Genomic DNA, 21,340 nt, shown 5'->3' on the forward strand with positions numbered 1-21,340 from the left:
GGCTGATCGGACTTGTTCGGCGTACAAGTGTAAGCTAGAGTGCACGTCAATCCAAAAAGAAGTGGAATGAGGACAACTGAATGAAACGTGCAGTGATTACTGGCCTGGGGATTGTTTCCAGCATTGGTAATAACCAGCAGGAAGTGCTCGCTTCTCTGCGTGAAGGCCGTTCCGGCATTACCTTCTCCCAGGAGATGAAGGATTCCGGCATGCGTAGTCACGTCTGGGGTAACGTCAAACTGGATACCACCGGCCTTATCGATCGCAAAATTGTGCGTTTTATGAGTGATGCGTCCATCTATGCCTACCTCTCCATGGAAGAAGCGATCAAAGATTCCGGTCTGACCGACGAACAGTATCAGAGCAACCCGCGCGTGGGTCTGATCGCCGGCTCCGGCGGCGGTTCACCGCGCTTCCAGGTGTTCGGCGCTGACGCGATGCGCAGCCCGCGCGGCCTGAAAGCGGTTGGCCCCTACGTCGTGACTAAAGCGATGGCGTCCGGCGTTTCTGCCTGCCTCGCCACGCCGTTTAAAATCCACGGCGTAAACTACTCTATCAGCTCCGCCTGTGCGACCTCCGCGCACTGTATCGGCAATGCGGTCGAGCAGATACAGCTGGGCAAACAGGACATCGTCTTTGCCGGCGGCGGCGAAGAGCTGTGCTGGGAAATGGCGTGCGAGTTCGACGCCATGGGCGCGCTCTCCACCAAATATAACGACGCGCCGGAAAAAGCGTCTCGCACCTATGACAGCGAGCGCGACGGCTTTGTTATCGCCGGCGGCGGCGGCATGGTGGTCGTGGAAGAGCTGGAGCACGCGCTGGCGCGCGGCGCGCACATCTACGCTGAGATCGTCGGCTACGGCGCGACCTCTGACGGCGCGGACATGGTCGCGCCATCGGGCGAAGGCGCGGTGCGCTGCATGAAGATGGCGATGCACGGCGTAGATACGCCAATCGACTATCTCAACAGCCACGGCACCTCTACGCCGGTCGGCGACGTGAAAGAGCTGGGCGCTATCCGTGAAGTTTTCGGCGACAACACCCCGGCTATCTCCGCCACCAAAGCGATGACCGGCCACTCGCTGGGCGCGGCGGGCGTGCAGGAAGCGATCTACACCCTGCTGATGCTGGAGCACGGCTTTATCGCGCCGAGCATCAACATCGAGACGCCGGACCCGGCGGCGGAAGGCATGAACATCGTCACTAAACCGACGGAAAAAGCGCTGACCACCGTGATGTCCAACAGCTTCGGCTTCGGCGGCACCAACGCCACTCTGACGATGCGTAAGTTTCAGGCGTAATCGCTAAAAATGTTTTATAAAGGGCCGGTCTGACCGGCCCTTTTTCTTTTTGTGGACCGGGTGCAGACGCGTTTGACATCAGGGAGCTACGTCCGTTATGACCACCACCGCAACTGAACCGCAGACCGCGTCTACCTTGCCGCTGGCCTGCTCCTCGCTGGCCGTTTTTATTACCTATCTAACCGCCGGGCTGGCGCTGCCGGTTATTCCGCTCTATGTGCATCAGGAACTGGGCATGAATAACGTGATGGTCGGCGTCGCGGTGGGCATGCAGTTTTTCGCCACCCTGCTGACGCGCGGCTTTGCCGGTCGTCGCGCCGATCGGCACGGGGCGAAGCGCACCACTCAGCAGGGGATGCTGGCGATTATGCTGGTGGGCGTCGCTTACCTCGCCGCCGCGCTGCTGCCGGCGCCGACGCTGATTAAATTCGCGCTGCTGGCGCTGGGGCGTCTACTGCTCGGCTTTGGCGAAAGCCTGCTGCTTACCGGCAACCTGACGTGGGGGCTGGGGCTGGTGGGCGCGAAGCGATCCGGGCTGGTGATGTCGTGGAACGGCATGGCGATCTACGGCGCGCTGGCGGCCGGCGCGCCGCTCGGTCTGCTGCTGCATCAGCACGGCGGCTTTGCGCTGCTGAGCGCGGTGGCCACGGCGCTGCCGCTGGTGGCGCTGGCGCTCAACAGCGCCATCCGTCCGGTGCCGGTGGTGGGCGGCGAGCGGCCGTCGCTGGTCAGCGTGATCCGCACCATTTTCCAGCCGGGCCTCGCGCTGGCGCTTCAGGGCGTCGGCTTTGCGGTGATCGGCACCTTCACCTCGCTCTACTTCGCCGCGCAGCAGTGGGGCAACGCGGGCTTTACCCTGACGGCGTTCGGCGTCGCCTTTGTGCTGGTGCGTCTGCTGTTCGGCGGCACGCCGGATCGGCACGGCGGCATCCGCGTCGCGCTGATTTCGCTGCTGGTGGAGGCAGCGGGTCTGCTGCTATTGGCATTCGCCACTGAAGGCTGGATAGCGCTTATCGGCGCGGCGCTGACCGGTTGCGGCTGTTCGCTTATTTTCCCGGCGCTGGGCGTGGAGGTGGTGAAGCGCGTTTCGCCGCAGGTGCGCGGCACGGCGCTGGGCGGTTTTTCCGCTTTTCAGGATGTCGCCTACGGCGCCAGCGGGCCGATTGCCGGACTGCTGGCCACCGCGCTTGGCTACGGCTCCGTCTATGTGGCCGGCGCCTGCTGCGCGCTGCTGGGCATCGTCATTACCTGGCGTTTTTCCCGCCGCGCCTGAAGCGCGCGGCGGCTCACTCAGATCACCAGCCAGAGCAGCAAGAGGATGACGATCAGCGCCGCGGCGACGCCCAGCATCGGGCGCTGCGCCAGCGGCTGGGGCAGCACGGCGATAAAAGGCGCCCAGATGGGCTGCGGGCGCAGCGCGCTGTCGGCCAGCGGCTGTTCCTGATGCCTTTCGGCGCGGCGCGCAAAAAGATGATTGAGCAGATCCTGGGTCTGCGCCGGCGTCAGCATCGTCTGCGGCGTCGCCTGGAAACGCTGCAGGCTGTAATCCTCCAGCTGCTGGCGTTCGTTGCTATCGAGCGGCTGCTTCAGCGAGGCCTCCAGCACCTGCAGCGTCGGCGCGCTGTGCTGGCTCAGCGTCTGACGCACCTGCAAATATTGCGTCAAAAGCGGGAAGTGGCGCGACGGAATGGGATCGCCGCTGGTGAGGTTGACCAGCTTCAGCGCCGAAGCCCAGATTTTGCCGGTGGGCTCGCCGGTAGCGGCGGCCAGCCGGGCGATCTGCTGGTTCAGCGTCTGGTGCTCGGCGGGCAGCAGCGTGCGGTCGGTGGTGCGCGACTGCTGCGGCTGCGGGATCGCCATCTGGCCGTTCTGCAGCATGGTCAGCACCTGACGCAGCTGATCCTGCGACAGCGAACTCAGCACCGTCTGGCCGAACTGCTGACGAATAAAATCGCTTACCGCCTGACGGTTATTGCCCTTCGGCAGCAGGTCGGTGAGCTGGGTCAGCAGCTGACGCGTGGCGCGTCCGGTCTCCGCCTGCGTCAGACGGCTATTGAGATACTGCTCCGCCGCCGGAAAATGGCGCGACTGCAGCTCCGCTTCGCTTTTTACCCCCACTTCGCGCTGCACGCCCGCCCAGAGTTCAGGCGCTTTTAAGTTGCTGAAGGAGATAATGCGCACGATCAGGCGTTCCAGCGTGGTGCGCTGGGCCGGTGAGAGTGGCTGATCGCCAGGCGTCGCGCCGGGACGGGCCGCGCCGGTTGACGGCGTGACAGAGGAACGATCGCCCATCGGCGCACCGGGGCCGCTAAGAGGTTGCATGGCGGAATCCTTGAAAACAAGACAGCGTGGGGTGCGCCGGAAAAAAGATGCGCCATGATAGCAAAAGCCCCCGGGAAATCCCACGGGGGCCTGTGTTTATTCAGCCGGGCGTCGGTTCCGCCTTAGGACGCCTGAGCGGAGTCTTCAGGCGCTGAGCAAGGATCACGCCCACCAGCGTCATGGCGCCGCCGATCCAGTGATAAGCGCGCAGTTGCTCATGCAGAAACAGCACCGCGATAACGGCGGTAAAGGCCGGAACGAAATTCATAAAAATGCTGGTGGTGCTGGCGCCCAGGCGCTGCACGCCGAGGATCCACAGAAAGGGCGCGATGATCGATGCGAACAGCCCGGCGAACAGCACCAGCGGAATATTGCGCGCATTTAGCGCGACGTCGGGCGCGTGCAGGAAGCCTGGCAGCAGCAGCAGTACGCCGAAAAAGACCTGCACGTAGAGGCTCTGCCAGGTCGGCAGCGGGATCGCCCAGCGTTTGGTCAGCACGCCGTAGAGCGCGTAGGAGGTTGAGGCGGCGAGCATCATCAGCTCGCCGCTGCCGAGACGCTGGTGCAGCAGTTGGGCAGGATGACCTTCGCTTACCAGCCAGACCAGGCCCGCGAACGACAGCACGCCGCCGATAAGAATGCCGCGCGTCGGCGCCAGCCGCAGCACCACCAGACTCAGCAGAATGGTCAGCAGCGGAATGGTGGCGCCGAGAATGCCCATCATCACCGCCGAGACGCTGTGCGCCGCGTAGTAGGCCAGGCTCTGATAGAGCACCATGCCGAGCAGGCCGAGGATCAGCAGGCGTCCCAGGCTGGCGCGGATAGCGTGGCGATGCCGCCACGCGCCCGGCAGCGCGAAGGGCGTGAGCACCACCAGCGCCAGCAGCCAGCGGTAAAACGAAATAGCGGCGGGATCGATGCTGCCGGCGGAGAGCTTGCTGACGATGGTATTCACCGACCAGATCAGCACCGCCAGCAGCGGAAAAAGTAAGTTCATGGTCTTCTCCTGCGGATGTATACGGCTAGTTTACTTTTGACCGCTTTCAAGGAGATAGTTAAAAGCAGACAAAAAACGTTGCTGACCGGACAGAATGAATTTACAGATTGAATACCAGCCGCCCGAAGATGCGCTGCGGCTTCGCTATTTTATGCGCTATGAACAAACCAACGCGAAAACTGAATATCTGCCGCACGCCCACGAATGGGGACAGGTGATCTTCGTGACGCGTCACGTGCTGGAGATGAACGTCGAGGGCGAACGGCTGCTGACGCCCGCCAGTATCCCCATCTGGATCCCGCCGCGACGGCGGCACGCCAGCTACAACCATCAGCAGGCGCAGTTCCGCACCTTTAATCTCGCCGCCGCGCTGTGCGACGGCCTGCCGCAGCAGGCGTGCCTGCTGAACGTCGACGCCATCGTGCATGCGATTATGGACGAGTTCGCGCGCCTCGGCCTCGAACAGCCAGAGAGCGCGGAGCAGTGGCGGCTGTGCGAGGTGCTGCGCGATCGGCTGCGGCTGGCGCCGGTGCAGGAGAGCTATTTGCCAGGGTCGCAGGATAAGTTTCTCGCGCCGGTGCTGCACGCGCTGGAGGCGCATCCCGGCGACAACACCACGCTGGCGGAGTGGGCGGCGCGGGTCTTTACCACCGAACGCACCCTGGCGCGCCGCTGTCGTCAGGAACTGCATATGTCTTTCGGCGAATGGCGGCAGCGGCTGCGTTTTTTGCACGCTGTCGCGCAGCTGGGGCAGGGCAAAAGCGTGCAGGCGATTGCGCACGATCTCGGCTATAGCTCGGCGTCGGCGCTGATCGTAATGTTCCAGCAGCAGGCGGGCACCACGCCGGATCGCTACCGCGCACGCCTGGGTTAACAGGCGCGTTTGTGCCACAATAACGCATCTCAATAACGCAACCAGCAGGAAAGCCGTGGTGAAGATTCTTGTCGATGAAAATATGCCTTATGCGCGTGAACTGTTCAGCCGTACCGGCAAGGTGCTGGCGGTGCCGGGTCGTCCGCTGCCGCAGCAGGAGCTGGAGGATGCCGACGGCCTGATGGTGCGCTCGGTGACGCAGGTAAATGAAGCGCTGCTGGCGGGCAAGCCGGTGAGGTTCGTCGGCACCGCTACGGCGGGCACCGACCATATCGATGAAGACTGGCTGCGTCAGGCGGGCATCGCCTTCTCCGCCGCGCCGGGCTGCAACGCTATCGCGGTGGTGGAGTATGTCTTCTCCGCGCTGCTGCTGCTGGCGGAGCGCGACGGCTTTGCGCTGCGCGACCGTACCGTCGGCATCGTTGGCGTCGGTAATGTTGGCGGTCGACTGCAAAAACGGCTGGAAGCCTGGGGCGTGAAAACCCTGCTGTGCGATCCGCCGCGCGCCGATCGCGGCGACGCAGGCGACTTCCGCTCGCTCGACGCGCTGGTGGCGGAGGCGGATATCCTGACCTTCCATACGCCGCTGTTCAAAGAGGGCCCCTATAAAAGCTGGCATCTCGCTGATGCGGCGCTGCTGATGGCGCTGAAGCCCAACGCCATTCTGATCAACGCCTGCCGCGGGCCGGTGGTGGATAACGCCGCGCTGCTGGAGGTGCTGAAGATGCGCGCCGATCTCAGCGTAGTGCTCGACGTCTGGGAGCCGGAACCCGCGCTGTCGCTCGAGCTGCTGGATCGCGTGGATATCGGCACCGCCCATATTGCTGGCTATACGCTGGAGGGCAAAGCGCGCGGCACCACCCAGGTATTCGAAGCCTGGTGCGACTTCCTCGGCCAGCCGCAGCAGGTGCCGCTCAGCGAGCTGCTGCCGACGCCGGAATTCAGCAGCGTCACGCTCAACGGCCCGCTCGATCAGGCAACGCTGAAACGTCTGGCGCATCTGGTGTATGATGTGCGCCGCGACGACGCACCGCTGCGTAAAGTAGCGGCGAAACCCGGCGAATTCGACCGCCTGCGCAAAACCTATCAGGAGCGCCGCGAGTGGTCATCGCTGGAGGTGATCTGCAACGACGCAGAAACCGCCAGCCTGTTGAACGCCCTGGGTTTTTGCGCGCGTCTCAACAACAGCTAAATTAATCTTCTCGCCGCGCCGGACGCGGCGGGGGATAATTCCGAAACCTGGGCGGTGAATATCACCGCCTTCTGTTTTTATGTCATTGTCTGGAGTAAACCAACATGTCTGACGGCTGGAATATTGCGCTACTTGGCGCGACAGGCGCAGTAGGGAACGCTGTACTGGAACTGCTGGCGGAACGCCAGTTCCCGGTTGGTGAATTGTATCTGCTGGCGAGCGAAAACAGCGCCGGCGAAACGCTGCGTTTTGATGGGCGCTCGCTGCGCGTCGAAAACGCGGCCGATTTCGACTGGTCGCAGGCGCAGCTGGCCTTTTTCGTCGCCGGACGCGACGCCTCGGCGCGCTATGCCGATGAGGCCGCCAGCGCCGGTTGTCTGGTGATCGACAGCAGCGACTGCTTCGCGCTGTCGCCGGATGTGCCGCTGGTGGTGCCGGACGTTAACCCGCAGGTGCTGGCGGACTACCGCAACCGCAACCTGGTGAGCGTCGCCGACAGCCTGACCAGTCAGCTGCTCAGCGCCATCAAGCCGCTGGTTGACGCGGCGGGCCTGGGCCGTTTGCAGGTCACGAACCTGCTCTCCGTCTCCAGCCACGGCAAAAGCGCGGTCGACGGCCTGGCGGGCGAGAGCGCGCGACTGCTTAACGGCGTGCCGGCGGAAGAGCACTTTTTCGGCCGTCAGCTGGCGTTTAACCTGCTGCCGCAGCTGGCCGACGCGGAGGGCAGCGTCGCCAGCGAGCGTCGCCTGGTCGAGCAGGTGCGTAAGGTGCTGCAGGATGACGGGCTGCCGATCGCGGTCACCAGCGTGCAGGCGCCGGTGTTTTACGGCAACGCGCAGATCGTGCACCTGGAGAGCCTGCGTCCGCTGTCAGCGGACGAGGCGCGCGCCGAGCTGGCGCAGGCGGCCGATATCAATCTGAGCGACGAAGAGAGCTATCCGACGCAGGTCGGCGACGCCTCCGGCAATGAACAGCTCAGCATCGGCTGCGTGCGTAACGACTACGGCATTCCTGAACTGCTGCAGTTCTGGTCGGTGGCGGACAACATTCGCTTCGGCGGCGCGCTGATGGCGGTGAAAACGGCTGAGAAGCTGGTGCAGGAGTATCTCTGGTAATGTCGGAAGGTCAGACCTATAAGCTGGCGCTGGGCGTCGAGTATGACGGCAGCCGCTACTACGGCTGGCAGCGCCAGCAGGAAGTGCGCAGCGTGCAGGAGAAGCTTGAAAAAGCGCTGTCGAAGGTGGCGAATCATCCGGTAAGCGTGTTCTGCGCCGGGCGCACCGACGCCGGCGTGCACGGCACCGGTCAGGTGGTGCACTTCGAAACCACTTCGCAGCGCGCCGACGGCGCCTGGACGCTGGGCGTTAACGCCAACCTGCCGGAGGATATCGCGGTGCGCTGGGTAAAAGCGGTGCCGGACGACTTCCACGCGCGCTTCAGCGCGACGGCGCGGCGCTACCGCTACCTGATCTACAACCAGCGGCTGCGTCCGGCGATCCTGGGTCGCGGCGTCACCCATTTTTATCATCCGCTGGATGCCGGGAAGATGCACCGCGCCGGGCAGTGTCTGCTGGGCGAAAACGATTTTACCTCGTTCCGCGCCGTGCAGTGCCAGTCGCGCACGCCGTGGCGCAACGTGATGCACCTGAACGTCACGCGTCAGGGTGCGTTCGTTATCGTCGATATCAAGGCCAACGCCTTTGTGCATCACATGGTGCGCAATATCGTCGGCAGCCTGATGGAGATCGGCTGCGGCAATCAGCCGGAGGAGTGGATGGCGACGCTGCTGGCGGCGAAAGATCGCACCCTGGCGGCGGCGACGGCCAGAGCGGAAGGACTCTATTTAGTGGCGGTGGATTATCCGTCGCATTTTGCGTTACCCGAACCGCCAATGGGGCCGTTGTTCCTGGTGGATTAATTTAGCAGGTCATTTCAGAGAGGCGTTATGGAGTTCGTCCATTTTTTGGTTGATTTTATTCTGCATATTGATGTGCATCTGGCCGAGCTGGTTGCGCAGTACGGCATCTGGATTTACGCCATTCTGTTCCTGATCCTGTTTTGTGAAACCGGCCTGGTGGTCACGCCTTTCCTGCCGGGCGACTCGCTGCTGTTCGTAGCGGGCGCGCTGGCGGCGCTGCCGGGCAACGACCTCAATGTCCACCTGATGGCGGCGCTGCTGGTGGTGGCCGCCGTGCTGGGCGACGCGGTGAACTACACCATCGGCCGTCTGTTCGGCGAGCGCCTGTTCAGCAACCCGAACTCGCGCATCTTCCGCCGCAGCTATCTCGATAAAACCCATGCCTTTTACGATCGCCACGGCGGCAAAACCATCATCCTGGCGCGTTTCGTGCCGATTGTGCGCACCTTTGCGCCTTTCGTCGCCGGCATGGGGCATATGTCCTATCGCCATTTCGCCCTGTTTAACGTCGCCGGCGCGCTGGCGTGGGTGCTGCTGTTCTCCTACGCGGGCTATCTGTTCGGCGACCTGCCGGTGGTGCAGGAGAACCTTAAGCTGCTGATCGTGGGGATCATTGTGGTGTCGGTGCTGCCCGGCGTGATTGAAGTGTGGCGTCACCGCCGCCAGGCGAAACAGGGTAAACAGCCGTAACGGGTTCGGTCGCGCCGCGGTTAGACCAGATTTTTATCCACAGTCGGAATGGGTTGTGGTTTAATGAGCGACATTTCATGTCTGCTGAAGCGGTTTTCAGCGGCAAATAAGATGACTGGACCAGGTCAGTTTTAAACAAAAAGGTCTTCAATGAGCTGGATTGAACGCATTCTTAATAAAAGCAACGTTACGCCTGCACGCCGTGCCAGCATCCCGGAAGGGGTCTGGACCAAGTGCGACAGCTGCGGTCAGGTTCTGTACCGCGCCGAGCTGGAGCGTAATCTTGAGGTCTGCCCGAAGTGCGACCATCACATGCGCATGCACGCCCGCGAGCGCCTCAACAGCCTGCTCGATCAGGGCACGCAGACCGAGCTGGGCAGCGAGCTGGAGCCGAAGGATATCCTGAAATTCCGCGACTCCAAGAAGTATAAGGATCGCCTTGCCGCCGCGCAGAAAGAGACAGAAGAGAAAGACGCGCTGATCGTGATGAAAGGTCAGCTGCACGGTATGCCGATTGTGGCCGCCGCGTTCGAGTTCGCCTTTATGGGCGGCTCGATGGGCTCGGTGGTCGGCGCGCGCTTCGTGCGTGCGGTCGAGCAGGCGCTGGAAGACAACTGTCCGCTGATCTGCTTCTCCGCCAGCGGCGGCGCACGTATGCAGGAAGCGCTGATGTCGCTGATGCAGATGGCGAAAACCAGCGCCGCGCTGGCCAAAATGCAGGAGCGCGGTCTGCCCTATATTTCGGTGCTGACCGACCCGACCATGGGCGGCGTTTCCGCCAGCTTCGCGATGCTGGGCGACCTTAACGTCGCTGAGCCGAAGGCGCTTATCGGCTTTGCCGGTCCGCGCGTGATCGAGCAGACCGTACGCGAAAAACTGCCGCCGGGCTTCCAGCGCAGCGAGTTCCTGATTGAGAAGGGCGCGATCGACATGATCATTCGCCGCCCGGAAATGCGTTATAAACTGGCGAGCCTGCTGGCGAAGATGATGAATCTTCCCGCGCCGCTGCACGATGGCGAACCGACCGCGCCTGCGGAAGAGCCGGAAAGCAACGAGGCCTGACAGGAGAGAGAGGCGCGCGCGCCGCGCCTTTCACCAATGCACCGTCGAACCGGCTGAACCGGGTCAAAATCTGTTAAACGGGACATATGGACACTCTTCACCTTCCTCAAGCCACGTCGCCTTTGGCCACGTGGCTTTACTATCTTGAGCATCTGCACACGCAGACCATCGAGCTGGGCCTGGATCGCATTCGCTGCGTCGCGCAGCGCCTCGACCTGTTAAAACCCGCGCCCTTCGTCTTCACCGTCGCCGGCACCAACGGCAAAGGCACCACCTGCCGTACGCTCGAAACGCTGCTGATGGCGGCGGGCTACCGCGTCGGCGTCTACAGCTCGCCGCATCTGGTGCGCTATACCGAACGCGTGCGCGTGCAGGGCGAAGAGCTTGACGCCGCGCTGCATACCGCCAGCTTTGCGAAAATCGAAGCGGGACGCGGCGACGTTTCCCTGACCTATTTTGAATTCGGCACGCTCTCCGCGCTGAACCTGTTTCAACAGGCGCAGCTCGATGTGGCGATCCTCGAAGTCGGGCTGGGCGGCCGCCTGGACGCCACCAATATCGTCGACGCCGACGTAGCGGTGGTGACCAGCATCGCGCTGGATCATACCGACTGGCTCGGCCCCGATCGTGAAAGCATCGGCCGCGAGAAAGCGGGCGTGTTTCGCGGCGGCAAACCTGCGGTGGTCGGCGAGCCGGATATGCCCGCCAGCATCGCCGCCGTCGCGGCGGAGAAGGGCGCATTGCTGTTACAGCGCGACCGCGACTGGCGCTATAGCCAGCAGCCGGAAAGCTGGGCCTACCGCGACGCGCAGGGCGAGCTGAATGACCTGCCGCTGCCGCAGGTGCCGCTGCCCAATGCGGCCACGGCGCTGGCGGCGCTGCGCGCCTCCGGCCTGAAGGTCAGCGAAGCGATTATCCGCAATACCCTGCCGCTGGCGATCCTGCCCGGCCGTTTTCAGACGGTCAGCGAATCGCCGCGCGTTATCCTCGACGTGGCGCATAACCCCCATGCGGCGAGCTATCTGGCATCGCGTCTGGCGCAGCTGCCGAAACGTGGCCGGGTGCACGCGGTGGTGGGGATGCTGCATGATAAAGATATCGCCGGCACCCTGGCGGCGCTGGCGCCGCAAATCGATAGCTGGTACTGCGCGCCGCTTGACGGACCGCGCGGCGCCACCGCCGATGAGCTGATGGCGCATCTGCCTCGCGACGCGGCGACCGCCTTTGCCGACGTGGAGAGCGCCTGGCAGGCGGCGCGCGGCCAGGCCGAGGCGCAGGACATCGTGCTGGTATGTGGATCTTTCCATACCGTGGCGCAGGTCATGGAATCGACAGAGACGGAGAAAGGTCGTGGCAAGTAAGTTTCAGAACCGCCTGGTCGGCACCATTATTCTGGTGGCGGTCGGCGTGATTGTGCTGCCGGGCCTGCTGGACGGCAAAAAGAAGCACTATAAAGAGGAGTTCGCGGCGATCCCGCTGGTGCCGAAGCCGGACGACCAGCAGGATAGCGAGATGGTGCCGCCGGTGACGCAGCCGCTACCGTCGCAGCCGCCGCAGGGCGCGGGCAGCGCGGTAAGCAGCGGCAACAGCGCCGCCGGGAATCCTGTCGCCGAGCAGGGCAACGCCACGCCGCAGAGCGAAAGCGAACCCAGCGTGGTGACGCCGCCGCCGGTGCATCAGAATACGCCGGCGAAACCGCGTCAGGTTGAGCAGCCGAAAACCCGGCCGGCGGAAACGCCGAAAGCGAAACCGGTCGAGCAGCCGAAAGCGCAGCCCAGGCCGGTCGAGCAGCCGAAGCCGGTGGAATCTAAGCCAGTGGAAACTAAGCAGAGCGAGCCGGCGAAGACGGTGGAAACGCCGAAGGCCGCAGAGCAGAGCGCGCCTGCCGGTCAGGCTTACGTGGTGCAGCTCGGCGCGCTGAAAAATGCGGCCAAGGTGAGCGAAATCGTTGCCAAACTGCGCTTGTCGGGCTATCGCGCCTTTACCGTGCCGTCGACGCCGGTGCAGGGACAAATCACCCGTATCTATGTCGGTCCGGACGCCTCGAAAGCCAAACTGCAGAGTTCGCTTTCAGAGCTGCAGAGCGTCTCTGGCCTTGGCGGCGTGGTGAAGCCCTATAGCGCGCGCTAAAGCATCGATTGGCGCCGCCTATGGCATAAAAAGGCGGCGCCGCACGCAGTGTTAAAGTCGCGCGGCGCAATATAAATAGTTTAGATTCAACGTCTTGAGCAGTTGAATCTCCAGAGGGCGAGGAAAGTTTTTTTCATCGCCCTTTTTATGGAAGGTGAAAAGGAAAAGCGCTACGCAAACGTTTTCTTTTTCTGTTAGAATGCGCCCCGAACTGGATGCAGGGGTGCAGACGCACTGGCGCTGGAAGAGTTCATGATCTGGATTGATTACGTCATTATTGCGGTAGTTGGTTTTTCGGCTCTGGTCAGCCTGATTCGCGGGTTTGTCCGGGAAGCCTTATCTCTCGTTACCTGGGGATGCGCGTTTTTTGTCGCCAGTCATTACTACGCCTACCTTGCAGTCTGGTTTACAGGTTTTGACGACGAACTGGTGCGTAACGGTATCGCCATCGCGGTGCTGTTCGTCGCGACGCTGATTGTCGGCGCGATAGTCAACTATGTGATCGGCTCGCTGGTTGAAAAGACCGGCCTGTCGGGAACCGACAGGGTGTTGGGGGTCTGTTTCGGGGCGTTACGCGGCGTGCTGATCGTTAGCGCGATCCTTTTCTTCCTCGACACATTCACCGGCTTTTCCAAAAGTCCGGACTGGCAGCAGTCCCAGCTCATTCCCCAGTTCAGTTATATAATCAGATGGTTTTTTGACTACCTGAAAAGCACGTCGAGTTTTTTGCCCCGGTGACGCCACCGGGAGTGCGGCTAATGAGGAAATGACAACATGTGCGGTATTGTTGGTATCACCGGGTTTATGCCGGTCAACCAGTCGATCTATGATGCGTTAACGGTGCTGCAGCACCGCGGGCAGGACGCCGCAGGCATTTGTACTATCGATGCGCTGAAGTGCTTCCGTCTGCGTAAGGCGAACGGCCTCGTCAGCGATGTCTTTGAAGCTCGCCACATGCAGCGTCTGCAGGGCAATATGGGGATCGGCCACGTTCGCTACCCGACCGCAGGCAGCTCCAGCGCCTCTGAAGCGCAGCCGTTCTACGTTAACTCGCCGTACGGTATTACGCTGGCCCATAACGGCAACCTGACTAACGCGCACGACCTGCGCAAGCACCTGTTCGAAAAGGGCCGCCGTCACGTCAACACCACGTCAGACTCTGAAATCCTGCTGAATATCTTCGCGCAGGAGCTGGACCGTTTTCAGAACGACCCGCTGGAAGCGGATAACATTTTCGCGGCGGTGGCAGCGGTGCATCAGCAGGTGCGCGGCGCTTACGCCGTCGTCGCCATGATCATCGGCCACGGCATGGTCGCCTTCCGCGATCCCAACGGCATTCGTCCGCTGGTGCTGGGCAAGCGCGTGCTGCCTGACAGCCGCGTCGAGTATATGGTCGCCTCCGAGAGCGTGGCGCTCGATACGCTGGGCTTTGAGTTCCTGCGCGACGTCGCGCCGGGCGAAGGCGTCTACATCACCGAGCAGGGCCAGCTGTTTACGCGCCAGTGCGCCGAGAACCCGAAAAGCAACCCGTGCCTGTTCGAGTACGTCTACTTTGCGCGTCCCGATTCGTTCCTCGACAAGATCTCCGTCTACAGCGCGCGCGTGCGCATGGGCACCAAGCTGGGCGAGAAAATCGCTCGCGAGTGGGAAGATCTCGATATCGACGTGGTGATCCCGATCCCGGAAACCTCTACTGATATCGCGCTGGAGATCGCGCGCATTCTCGACAAGCCCTATCGTCAGGGATTTGTGAAAAACCGCTACGTTGGCCGCACCTTTATCATGCCGGGCCAGCAGCTGCGCCGCAGCGCCGTTCGCCGCAAACTCAACGCCAACCGCGCCGAGTTCCGCGACAAGAACGTGCTGCTGGTGGATGACTCTATCGTGCGCGGCACCACCTCCGAGCAGATTATCGAGATGGCGCGCGAAGCGGGCGCGAAACGCGTTTACCTGGCGTCCGCCGCGCCGGAAATTCGCTTTCCGAACGTTTACGGCATTGATATGCCGAGCGCCACCGAACTGATCGCGCACGGCCGCGAAGTCGATGAGATCTGCCAGCTGATCAAAGCCGACGCGCTGATCTTCCAGGATCTGGACGACCTGATCGAAGCGGTGCGCGAAGAGAACCCCGATATCGCCCAGTTCGAATGTTCGGTGTTTAACGGCGTCTACGTCACCAAAGATGTCGATCAGCAGTATCTGGAGTATCTCCAGTCGCTGCGCAACGACGACGCCAAAGCGCTGCAGCGTCAGAATGAAGTCGAAAACCTCGAGCTGCATAACGAAGGCTAAGCGCGTTCTCAGCGATGACTGAAAAAGCACGGGGCGGATAAATCCGCCCCGTTTGTTTTCCTGTTCTGGCCCGCGCTATCATAGCGCCTCTCTGAACCCGCAAGGAACACGCATGAAACGACTCATCATTGGCATCTCTGGCGCAAGCGGCGCGATCTACGGCGTGCGGCTGTTGCAGGTGCTGCAGCAGGTTAGCGAGGTGGAAACCCATCTGGTGATGAGTCCGGCGGCGCGGCAGACGCTTAGCCTGGAGACCGACTACACGCTGCGCGAAGTGCAGGCGCTGGCCGATGTGGTGCATGACGTGCGCGATATCGCCGCCAGCATCTCGTCGGGATCGTTTAAGAGCCTGGGCATGGCTATCCTGCCGTGCTCGATGAAAACCCTCTCCGGCATCGTGCACAGCTACAGCGACAGCCTGCTGACGCGCGCCGCCGATGTCGTGCTGAAAGAGCAGCGCAAGCTGGTGCTGGGGGTGCGTGAAACGCCGCTGCATATCGGTCATCTGCGCATGATGACCACCGCCGCCGAGCTGGGCGCGGTGATTATGCCGCCGGTGCCGGCCTTTTATCATCGCCCGCAGTCGATTATGGAACTGGTGGATCAGACGGTTAACCGCGTTGTTGACCAGTTCGACATTACGCTGCCGCAGGATCTTTTTACGCGCTGGAATGGTGCATAACCATCATATTTTGCACTATTCAGGTGCAAATGCGCGCTGGCGATCACTCTTCGTGCATTTGGTGCACCAAAAGTTAACAAGGTCGCTTTTTCTCTCTGACATCACTGATATATTCCCCTCACAAACCCGGCGGCAACGCCTTGCTGACGCGGCGCCGGGCGCGCGAATGGCTTGCATTGCTGGCATGAAATATGCAAGAAATATGTGGCTTAACAAGCGCAAACACATCACGCACCCATAACAAAAAGCACTTCACTGAGGGTAATCTATGAAAAAGCGAGTTCTGGCTCTTTCTCTCATGCTGGGCCTGACCAGCGCCGCCAGCGTTTTCGCCGCGGTGCCGTCGTCGATTCGCATTGGGACTGACCCGACTTACCCGCCGTTTGAATCGAAAAACGCGCAAGGACAGCTCGTTGGCTTCGATATCGATCTTGCCAACGAAATTTGTAAACGCATCAATACGAAGTGCACCTATGTTGAAAGCGACTTCGACGCGCTGATCCCGTCGCTGAAGGCGAAGAAGATCGACGCCATCATCTCCTCGCTTTCCATTACCGCCAAACGTCAGGAAGAGATCGCCTTCTCCGACAAACTCTATGCGGCCAACGCCCGTCTGGTGGCGCCGAAAGGCTCGCCGATTCAGCCGACCATCGAGTCGCTGAAGGGCAAAAACATCGGCCTGCTGCAGGGCACCACGCAGGAAACCTACGCTAACCAGAACTGGCGCCCTAAAGGCGTCAACGTGACGCCTTACGCGAACCAGGATCTGGTTTATCAGGATCTGAATGCGGGTCGTATCGACGCGGCGTTTCAGGATGAAGTGCAGGCGAGCGAAGGCTTCCTGAAGCAGCCGGTAGGCAAAAACTACGCCTTCGCCGGTCCGGCGGTGAAAGACGACAAGATTTTTGGCGTCGGCACCGGCATGGGATTGCGTAAAGACGATAGCGAGCTGAAGGCGGCCATCGACAAAGCGTTCGAGGCGATGCGCAAAGATGGCACCTACGACAAGATCGCGAAAAAGTATTTTGATTTCAATGTGTACGGTGACTAAGCCTGTCGACCTTTACCTGATCCTCCAGCGTTGAGCCGCGCGGCGCAACGCGCAATCTGGTCAGGACTGCCCGCTGGTGCGCCCGCGGGCAGGACATTGATGTTTTCTCCACGACAGGATCGATTAAATGTTGTACGGCTATTCCGAGGTTATTCTCAAAGGCACCCTGGTGACGCTGGAGCTGGCGCTCAGTTCGGTGGTGCTGGCTGTTGTGCTCGGCCTGATCGGCGCGGGCGCGAAACTCTCCCGCAGTCGCCCGCTGGCGATGCTGTTTGAAGGCTATACCACGCTGATCCGCGGCGTGCCCGACCTGGTGCTGATGCTGCTGATTTTTTACGGCCTGCAGATCGCCCTTAACGCGCTGACCGACGCCATGGGCCTCGCCCAGTTCGATATCGACCCGATGGTGGCTGGTATCATTACGCTCGGCTTTATCTACGGCGCCTACTTCACCGAAACCTTTCGCGGCGCGTTTCTCGCCGTGCCGAAAGGGCAGATCGAAGCGGCCACCGCCTTCGGCTTTACCGGCTCGCAGGTATTTCGCCGCATTCTGTTTCCCGGCATGATGCGCTACGCGCTGCCCGGCATCGGCAATAACTGGCAGGTGATCCTGAAAGCCACGGCGCTGGTGTCGCTGCTGGGGCTGGAGGATGTGGTGAAAGCGACGCAGCTGGCGGGTAAAAGCACCTGGCAGCCGTTCTACTTCGCCATCGTCGCCGGCGCGATCTATTTAATCTTTACCACGCTGTCGAACGGCGTGCTGTGGTGGCTGAATCGCCGCTACTCGGTCGGCGTAAAAAGGGCGGAGATATGATTGATATTATTCAGGAGTACTGGAAATCCCTGCTCTGGACCGACGGCTATCGCTTTACCGGCGTCGCCATTACTCTGTGGTTGCTGATCCTGTCGGTGATGATCGGCGGCTGTCTGGCGGTGCTGCTGGCCATCGCGCGCGTTTCGCCGAACCGTTTCGTCAGCACCCCGGTCTGGCTCTTTACCTACATCTTTCGCGGCACGCCGCTCTATGTGCAGCTGCTGGTGTTCTACTCCGGCATGTATACGCTGGAAGTGGTGAAAGGCTCGGAGCTGCTTAACGCCTTTTTCCGCAGCGGGCTCAACTGTACGCTGCTGGCCTTTACCCTCAATACCTGCGCCTATACCACGGAGATCTTCGCCGGGGCGATCCGCGCCGTGCCGCATGGCGAAATCGAGGCGGCGCGCGCCTACGGCTTCTCTACCTTTAAGCTCTACCGCTGCATTATCCTGCCGTCCGCGCTGCGTACCGCGCTGCCCGCCTACAGCAACGAGGTGATCCTGATGCTGCACTCTACGGCGCTCGCCTTTACCGCGACGGTGCCGGACCTGCTGAAGATCGCGCGCGACATTAACTCAGCGACCTACCAGCCCTTTACCGCGTTCGGCATCGCGGCGGTGCTCTATCTGATTATCTCTTATGTGTTGATTAGCCTGTTCCGTCTGGCGGAGCGCCGCTTCCTCGCACACATCAAACCTTCGTCATCGCATTGAGTAGAACTATGGCTGATAACAAATTAAGCGTGACCGAACTGCATAAGCGTTACGGTGACCATGAAGTATTAAAAGGGGTCTCTTTACAGGCCGATGCAGGTGACGTGATCAGCATCATCGGATCGTCGGGATCGGGGAAAAGTACCTTCCTGCGCTGCATTAATTTCCTGGAAAAGCCGAGCGAAGGCACCATTTCCGTGACCAACGAGCCGATCAACCTGGTGCGCGACACCGACGGTCAGCTCAAGGTGGCGAATAAAGAACAGCTGCGTTCGCTGCGCACTCGTCTCACCATGGTGTTTCAGCACTTTAATCTGTGGAGCCACATGACGGTGCTGGAGAACGTGATGGAGGCGCCGATTCAGGTGCTGGGACTGAGCAAAGCGGACGCCCGCGCCCGCGCCGTCAACTATCTCAATAAGGTCGGCATCGACGAGCGCGCGCAGGCGAAATATCCGGTGCACCTGTCGGGCGGTCAGCAGCAGCGCGTCTCAATCGCGCGCGCGCTGGCGATGGAGCCGGAGGTGCTGCTGTTCGACGAGCCGACCTCGGCGCTCGATCCCGAGCTGGTGGGCGAAGTGCTGCGTATCATGCAGAAGCTGGCGGAAGAGGGCAAAACCATGGTGGTGGTGACCCATGAGATGGAGTTCGCGCGCCACGTCTCCAGCCACGTGATCTTCCTGCATCAGGGCAAGATTGAAGAGGAAGGGCCGCCGGACGCGCTGTTCGGCAATCCGAAAAGCCCGCGCCTGCAGCAGTTTCTTAAAGGCTCGCTGAAGTAAGGGCCGCCTTCTCCGTAAGCGGAGAAGGCGGAAAGCAGCCTGGCGCTACGCCGCGCCTTTGCCTGCCGGTTTTCCCACGACATCCTGTAGCGCCTCTTGCAGATCGTACCAGCGAAAGCCGAAGCCGGAGGCCTCCAGCCGCTTCGGCAGCACATGCTGCCCGCCCAGCACCAGCACCGACGATTCGCCCATCATCATTTTGATGGCGCTGGCGGGCGTGCGCATAAAGGCCGGGCGATGCATCACATGGCCGAGCGTGGCGGCGAACTGCTCGTTGCGCACCGCGTAAGGCGCCACCATATTGAAAGGACCGCTCAGGTCGTCGCGATCCAGCAGCCAGAGAATGGCGTTGACCATATCGTCGATATGGATCCAAGGCAGATACTGCTTGCCGCTGCCGATAGGGCCGCCGACGCCGAGCTTGAACGGCAGCTTCATTTTGCTTAACGCGCCGCCTTCGCTGGCCAGCACCACGCCGGTGCGCAGCAGGCAGACGCGAGTGCGCTCGCTCTGGGCGCTCAGCGCCAGCTGCTCCCAGCGCGCGCAGAGGCTGTGGGTGAACTCCTCCTGGCCCTGATCCTCTTCCGTCAGCACCAGCTCGCCGGTGTCGCCGTAGTAGCCGGTCGCCGACCCGGAGATCAGCACGCGCGGCGGCGCGTGGCTGGCGTTGATCAGCGAGGCGATGCGTTCGGTGATCTGCCAGCGGCTTTCGCACAGCCGCTGTTTCTGCTGTTCCGTCCAGCGCTTGTCGGCGATGGGTTCGCCAGCCAGCTTGATGACCGCGTCGACCCCGTCGAGGTTTTGCTGCTGCGCCAGGCCTGACCAGAGCGCGACGCGCGCGTCGAGCTTTTCCCGCGCGGCGGCGACATCGCGCGTGACGACGCTGATCTGATGCCCCAGCGTCAGCAGGCGAGGAATAAGATGGCGGCCGATAAGCCCGGTTCCGCCGGTCATAAGTATGTGCATCTCGCGTCTCCTTATCATTTTTCTGATACGCACTGTTTCAGCATAGAAGAAGCGCGGCCGCGCGCTGCCGGACTGCGTCGCGCTTTGAGAAGATCGGACCAGCCGGACATTGCTTTGCGCAAAGAAAGTCGGTAAATATCAGGCTACCCGGATAAGCCAGTTGAGGTAGCAGATGAATTACCCGTCCATCACCCTGTGGTCTGATTCATCATTTTTTAGTCCTTACGCCATGTCGGTTTACGTCGCGCTGACGGAGAAGGGCATTCCTTTTTCGCTGAAACGCGTCGATCTGTCGCAAAATCAGCAGTTCCACAGCGACTATCGCGCGCTGTCGCTCACCTGCCGCGTGCCGACGCTGCAGATTGACGATTTCGTGCTGAGCGAATCTTCTGCTATCGCTGAATATCTGGAAGAGCGTTTTCCTGCGCCTGAATTCGATCGCCTCTATCCGCGCGATCGCGAGAAGCGCGCGCGGGCGCGCGAGGTGCAGGCGTGGCTGCGCAGCGATTTTTTACCCCTTCGTCAGGAGCGGCCAACGGAGGTGTTATTCGCCGGCGAGCGCTTCCCGCCGTTGAGCGCGGCGGCGGCGCAGGCGGCGGAGAAGCTGATTGCGGCGAGTCAGCGCTTGCTGCCGGACAAGCAGCAGAATTTGTTCGGCGAGTGGTCCGTTGCCGATACGGATTTGGCGGTGATGCTGAATCGCCTGGCGCTGCACGGCGACGCGCTGCCGGATAAGCTCAGGGAATATGCTGAATTTCAGTGGCAGCGCGCCTCGGTGCAGCTCTGGCTGGCGGAAAGCGGCAAACAACGATAGATTGCGCCGCTTGCTCAGGCGAGCGGAAGTGATTACCTTACAGCACACTATAACAACGACGTGGCAATCAGGCGCGTGTCGCACGGCACGCCAGAACAGAAAAGGGTTACCGGATGGTGGATCAAACCGCGGGCGACGCTATCGAGTGGGTCGATATCGTTAATGAAGAGAATGAAGTGATTGCACAGGCGACGCGTGCGCAGATGCGCGCGCAGCGTATGCGCCATCGCGCCACCTATATCGTGGTGCATGACGGCGCAGGCAAGATTCTGGTGCAGCGCCGCACCGAGACCAAAGACTTCATGCCCGGCATGCTGGACGCCACCGCGGGCGGCGTGGTGCAGAGCGGCGAAGATCTGCTGGAGTCGGCGCGCCGCGAAGCTGAGGAGGAGCTGGGCATTGCCGATGTGCCTTTTGCCGAGCACGGCAAGTTCTACTTCGAAGATGAGCATGTTCGCGTCTGGGGCGGATTGTTCAGCTGCGTCTATCACGGCCCGTTCGCCATGCAGGAAGAGGAGGTGGATGAGGTGTTCTGGATGACCCCGGATGAGATTACCGCGCGCTGCGACGAGTTTACCGATGATTCGCTGAAAGCGCTCTCGCTGTGGCTGACGCGCAACGGCGACGCTTAAAAATTGTTGGTTGAAAAAACGCCCGGTCGGGCGTTTTTTTGTTTTTGCGGCCTGTGATGCTTGTGCTGTTCAGACGCGGGCAACAGCCGGTTACGTAAAGTCGGCGTG

The 21,340-nt window shown here is 61.5% G+C and carries 22 protein-coding genes; 19 read left to right on the top strand and 3 right to left on the bottom strand.

Annotated features, from left to right (window positions below; all coding sequences use genetic code 11):
* Nucleotides 1–80: 80 nt before the first annotated feature.
* The gene (gene fabB / locus B3229_RS19555; protein ID WP_033750590.1) at nucleotides 81–1,301 is read left to right on the top strand and encodes a beta-ketoacyl-ACP synthase I; all 1,221 of its coding nucleotides are present in this window, start codon (nucleotides 81–83) and stop codon (nucleotides 1,299–1,301) included.
* Between the two features lie 97 nt (nucleotides 1,302–1,398).
* On the top strand, nucleotides 1,399–2,574 hold the full coding sequence (locus tag B3229_RS19560) for an arabinose transporter (RefSeq protein WP_286873636.1): 1,176 nt from the start codon (nucleotides 1,399–1,401) through the stop codon (nucleotides 2,572–2,574).
* Between the two features lie 17 nt (nucleotides 2,575–2,591).
* On the opposite strand, the gene flk is transcribed toward B3229_RS19560, so the two are convergent.
* Together flk and B3229_RS19570 are read right to left on the bottom strand one after the other, a co-directional pair.
* Nucleotides 2,592–3,623 carry a flagella biosynthesis regulator Flk gene (gene flk / locus B3229_RS19565; protein ID WP_286873638.1) on the bottom strand — a complete coding sequence of 344 codons (1,032 nt, stop codon included), beginning with the start codon at nucleotides 3,621–3,623 and terminating at the stop codon, nucleotides 2,592–2,594.
* Between the two features lie 100 nt (nucleotides 3,624–3,723).
* Nucleotides 3,724–4,620, bottom strand: a complete 897-nt coding sequence (locus B3229_RS19570; RefSeq protein ID WP_286873640.1) for a DMT family transporter — start codon at nucleotides 4,618–4,620, stop codon at nucleotides 3,724–3,726.
* Between the two features lie 94 nt (nucleotides 4,621–4,714).
* Here B3229_RS19570 and B3229_RS19575 point away from each other — a divergent pair, with 94 nt between their 5' ends.
* The 15 genes from B3229_RS19575 (at nucleotide 4,715) to hisP (ending at nucleotide 18,820) form a co-directional block, all read left to right on the top strand.
* Nucleotides 4,715–5,494: an AraC family transcriptional regulator gene (locus tag B3229_RS19575; RefSeq protein WP_286873642.1), complete on the top strand. Its 780-nt coding sequence runs from the start codon at nucleotides 4,715–4,717 to the stop codon at nucleotides 5,492–5,494.
* Between the two features lie 58 nt (nucleotides 5,495–5,552).
* The gene (gene pdxB / locus B3229_RS19580) at nucleotides 5,553–6,686 is read left to right on the top strand and encodes a 4-phosphoerythronate dehydrogenase PdxB (RefSeq protein WP_286874202.1); all 1,134 of its coding nucleotides are present in this window, start codon (nucleotides 5,553–5,555) and stop codon (nucleotides 6,684–6,686) included.
* Between the two features lie 104 nt (nucleotides 6,687–6,790).
* Nucleotides 6,791–7,801, top strand: coding sequence for an aspartate-semialdehyde dehydrogenase (locus B3229_RS19585; protein ID WP_286873645.1), 1,011 nt, complete (start codon nucleotides 6,791–6,793; stop codon nucleotides 7,799–7,801).
* Nucleotides 7,801–8,604 (top strand): tRNA pseudouridine(38-40) synthase TruA, encoded by an 804-nt coding sequence (gene truA / locus B3229_RS19590; RefSeq protein WP_048780917.1) that lies wholly within the window; start codon nucleotides 7,801–7,803, stop codon nucleotides 8,602–8,604. The genes B3229_RS19585 and truA overlap by 1 nt, the downstream gene beginning before the upstream one ends.
* A gap of 27 nt (nucleotides 8,605–8,631) precedes the next feature.
* Nucleotides 8,632–9,294, top strand: coding sequence for a DedA family protein (locus B3229_RS19595; protein WP_033750563.1), 663 nt, complete (start codon nucleotides 8,632–8,634; stop codon nucleotides 9,292–9,294).
* A 150-nt stretch (nucleotides 9,295–9,444) separates the two neighbouring features.
* Nucleotides 9,445–10,356, top strand: a complete 912-nt coding sequence (accD, locus tag B3229_RS19600; RefSeq protein ID WP_033750560.1) for an acetyl-CoA carboxylase, carboxyltransferase subunit beta — start codon at nucleotides 9,445–9,447, stop codon at nucleotides 10,354–10,356.
* An 86-nt stretch (nucleotides 10,357–10,442) separates the two neighbouring features.
* Nucleotides 10,443–11,717, top strand: coding sequence for a bifunctional tetrahydrofolate synthase/dihydrofolate synthase (gene folC / locus B3229_RS19605; RefSeq protein ID WP_286873652.1), 1,275 nt, complete (start codon nucleotides 10,443–10,445; stop codon nucleotides 11,715–11,717).
* Nucleotides 11,707–12,486 carry a cell division protein DedD gene (dedD, locus tag B3229_RS19610; protein WP_048780915.1) on the top strand — a complete coding sequence of 260 codons (780 nt, stop codon included), beginning with the start codon at nucleotides 11,707–11,709 and terminating at the stop codon, nucleotides 12,484–12,486. The genes folC and dedD overlap by 11 nt, the downstream gene beginning before the upstream one ends.
* 252 nt (nucleotides 12,487–12,738) lie before the next feature.
* A complete protein-coding gene (gene cvpA / locus B3229_RS19615; RefSeq protein WP_021509181.1) occupies nucleotides 12,739–13,224 on the top strand; it encodes a colicin V production protein in 486 nt (161 codons plus the stop codon).
* 36 nt (nucleotides 13,225–13,260) lie between these two features.
* Nucleotides 13,261–14,778: an amidophosphoribosyltransferase gene (gene purF / locus B3229_RS19620; RefSeq protein ID WP_033750546.1), complete on the top strand. Its 1,518-nt coding sequence runs from the start codon at nucleotides 13,261–13,263 to the stop codon at nucleotides 14,776–14,778.
* A gap of 112 nt (nucleotides 14,779–14,890) precedes the next feature.
* Nucleotides 14,891–15,460, top strand: a complete 570-nt coding sequence (locus B3229_RS19625) for a UbiX family flavin prenyltransferase (RefSeq protein ID WP_286873677.1) — start codon at nucleotides 14,891–14,893, stop codon at nucleotides 15,458–15,460.
* A 268-nt stretch (nucleotides 15,461–15,728) separates the two neighbouring features.
* Nucleotides 15,729–16,511, top strand: coding sequence for a lysine/arginine/ornithine ABC transporter substrate-binding protein ArgT (argT, locus tag B3229_RS19630; protein WP_048780914.1), 783 nt, complete (start codon nucleotides 15,729–15,731; stop codon nucleotides 16,509–16,511).
* Nucleotides 16,512–16,638: 127 nt separating this feature from the next.
* Nucleotides 16,639–17,325: a histidine ABC transporter permease HisQ gene (locus B3229_RS19635; RefSeq protein ID WP_286873681.1), complete on the top strand. Its 687-nt coding sequence runs from the start codon at nucleotides 16,639–16,641 to the stop codon at nucleotides 17,323–17,325.
* Nucleotides 17,322–18,038, top strand: a complete 717-nt coding sequence (locus B3229_RS19640) for an ABC transporter permease (RefSeq protein WP_286873684.1) — start codon at nucleotides 17,322–17,324, stop codon at nucleotides 18,036–18,038. Before B3229_RS19635 ends, B3229_RS19640 begins: the two co-directional genes overlap by 4 nt.
* Before the next feature lie 8 nt (nucleotides 18,039–18,046).
* On the top strand, nucleotides 18,047–18,820 hold the full coding sequence (gene hisP / locus B3229_RS19645; RefSeq protein ID WP_033750531.1) for a histidine ABC transporter ATP-binding protein HisP: 774 nt from the start codon (nucleotides 18,047–18,049) through the stop codon (nucleotides 18,818–18,820).
* A gap of 45 nt (nucleotides 18,821–18,865) precedes the next feature.
* On the opposite strand, the gene B3229_RS19650 is transcribed toward hisP, so the two are convergent.
* The gene (locus tag B3229_RS19650) at nucleotides 18,866–19,786 is read right to left on the bottom strand and encodes a TIGR01777 family oxidoreductase (RefSeq protein ID WP_286873686.1); all 921 of its coding nucleotides are present in this window, start codon (nucleotides 19,784–19,786) and stop codon (nucleotides 18,866–18,868) included.
* A 172-nt stretch (nucleotides 19,787–19,958) separates the two neighbouring features.
* Between B3229_RS19650 and yfcF the strand changes: the two genes are divergently transcribed.
* Together yfcF and yfcD are read left to right on the top strand one after the other, a co-directional pair.
* Nucleotides 19,959–20,600, top strand: a complete 642-nt coding sequence (gene yfcF, locus B3229_RS19655; protein ID WP_048780911.1) for a glutathione transferase — start codon at nucleotides 19,959–19,961, stop codon at nucleotides 20,598–20,600.
* 113 nt (nucleotides 20,601–20,713) lie between these two features.
* A complete protein-coding gene (gene yfcD, locus B3229_RS19660) occupies nucleotides 20,714–21,232 on the top strand; it encodes an NUDIX hydrolase YfcD (RefSeq protein WP_033750514.1) in 519 nt (172 codons plus the stop codon).
* The last annotated feature ends 108 nt before the right edge of the window (nucleotides 21,233–21,340 follow it).

It is taken from the genome of Pantoea sp. UBA5035, from assembly GCF_002415245.1.
Classification (GTDB): domain Bacteria; phylum Pseudomonadota; class Gammaproteobacteria; order Enterobacterales; family Enterobacteriaceae; genus Pantoea; species Pantoea septica.

Bases quoted from the DNA above. Each gene is read 5' to 3' on its own strand.
- fabB (WP_033750590.1), top strand. From the start codon at position 81: ATGAAACGTGCAGTGATTACTGGCCTGGGGATTGTTTCCAGCATTGGT.
- B3229_RS19560 (WP_286873636.1), top strand. From the start codon at position 1,399: ATGACCACCACCGCAACTGAACCGCAGACCGCGTCTACCTTGCCGCTG.
- flk (WP_286873638.1), bottom strand. From the start codon at position 3,623: ATGCAACCTCTTAGCGGCCCCGGTGCGCCGATGGGCGATCGTTCCTCT.
- B3229_RS19570 (WP_286873640.1), bottom strand. From the start codon at position 4,620: ATGAACTTACTTTTTCCGCTGCTGGCGGTGCTGATCTGGTCGGTGAAT.
- B3229_RS19575 (WP_286873642.1), top strand. From the start codon at position 4,715: ATGAATTTACAGATTGAATACCAGCCGCCCGAAGATGCGCTGCGGCTT.
- B3229_RS19585 (WP_286873645.1), top strand. From the start codon at position 6,791: ATGTCTGACGGCTGGAATATTGCGCTACTTGGCGCGACAGGCGCAGTA.
- truA (WP_048780917.1), top strand. From the start codon at position 7,801: ATGTCGGAAGGTCAGACCTATAAGCTGGCGCTGGGCGTCGAGTATGAC.
- B3229_RS19595 (WP_033750563.1), top strand. From the start codon at position 8,632: ATGGAGTTCGTCCATTTTTTGGTTGATTTTATTCTGCATATTGATGTG.
- accD (WP_033750560.1), top strand. From the start codon at position 9,445: ATGAGCTGGATTGAACGCATTCTTAATAAAAGCAACGTTACGCCTGCA.
- folC (WP_286873652.1), top strand. From the start codon at position 10,443: ATGGACACTCTTCACCTTCCTCAAGCCACGTCGCCTTTGGCCACGTGG.
- cvpA (WP_021509181.1), top strand. From the start codon at position 12,739: ATGATCTGGATTGATTACGTCATTATTGCGGTAGTTGGTTTTTCGGCT.
- purF (WP_033750546.1), top strand. From the start codon at position 13,261: ATGTGCGGTATTGTTGGTATCACCGGGTTTATGCCGGTCAACCAGTCG.
- B3229_RS19625 (WP_286873677.1), top strand. From the start codon at position 14,891: ATGAAACGACTCATCATTGGCATCTCTGGCGCAAGCGGCGCGATCTAC.
- argT (WP_048780914.1), top strand. From the start codon at position 15,729: ATGAAAAAGCGAGTTCTGGCTCTTTCTCTCATGCTGGGCCTGACCAGC.
- B3229_RS19635 (WP_286873681.1), top strand. From the start codon at position 16,639: ATGTTGTACGGCTATTCCGAGGTTATTCTCAAAGGCACCCTGGTGACG.
- B3229_RS19640 (WP_286873684.1), top strand. From the start codon at position 17,322: ATGATTGATATTATTCAGGAGTACTGGAAATCCCTGCTCTGGACCGAC.
- hisP (WP_033750531.1), top strand. From the start codon at position 18,047: ATGGCTGATAACAAATTAAGCGTGACCGAACTGCATAAGCGTTACGGT.
- B3229_RS19650 (WP_286873686.1), bottom strand. From the start codon at position 19,786: ATGCACATACTTATGACCGGCGGAACCGGGCTTATCGGCCGCCATCTT.
- yfcF (WP_048780911.1), top strand. From the start codon at position 19,959: ATGAATTACCCGTCCATCACCCTGTGGTCTGATTCATCATTTTTTAGT.
- yfcD (WP_033750514.1), top strand. From the start codon at position 20,714: ATGGTGGATCAAACCGCGGGCGACGCTATCGAGTGGGTCGATATCGTT.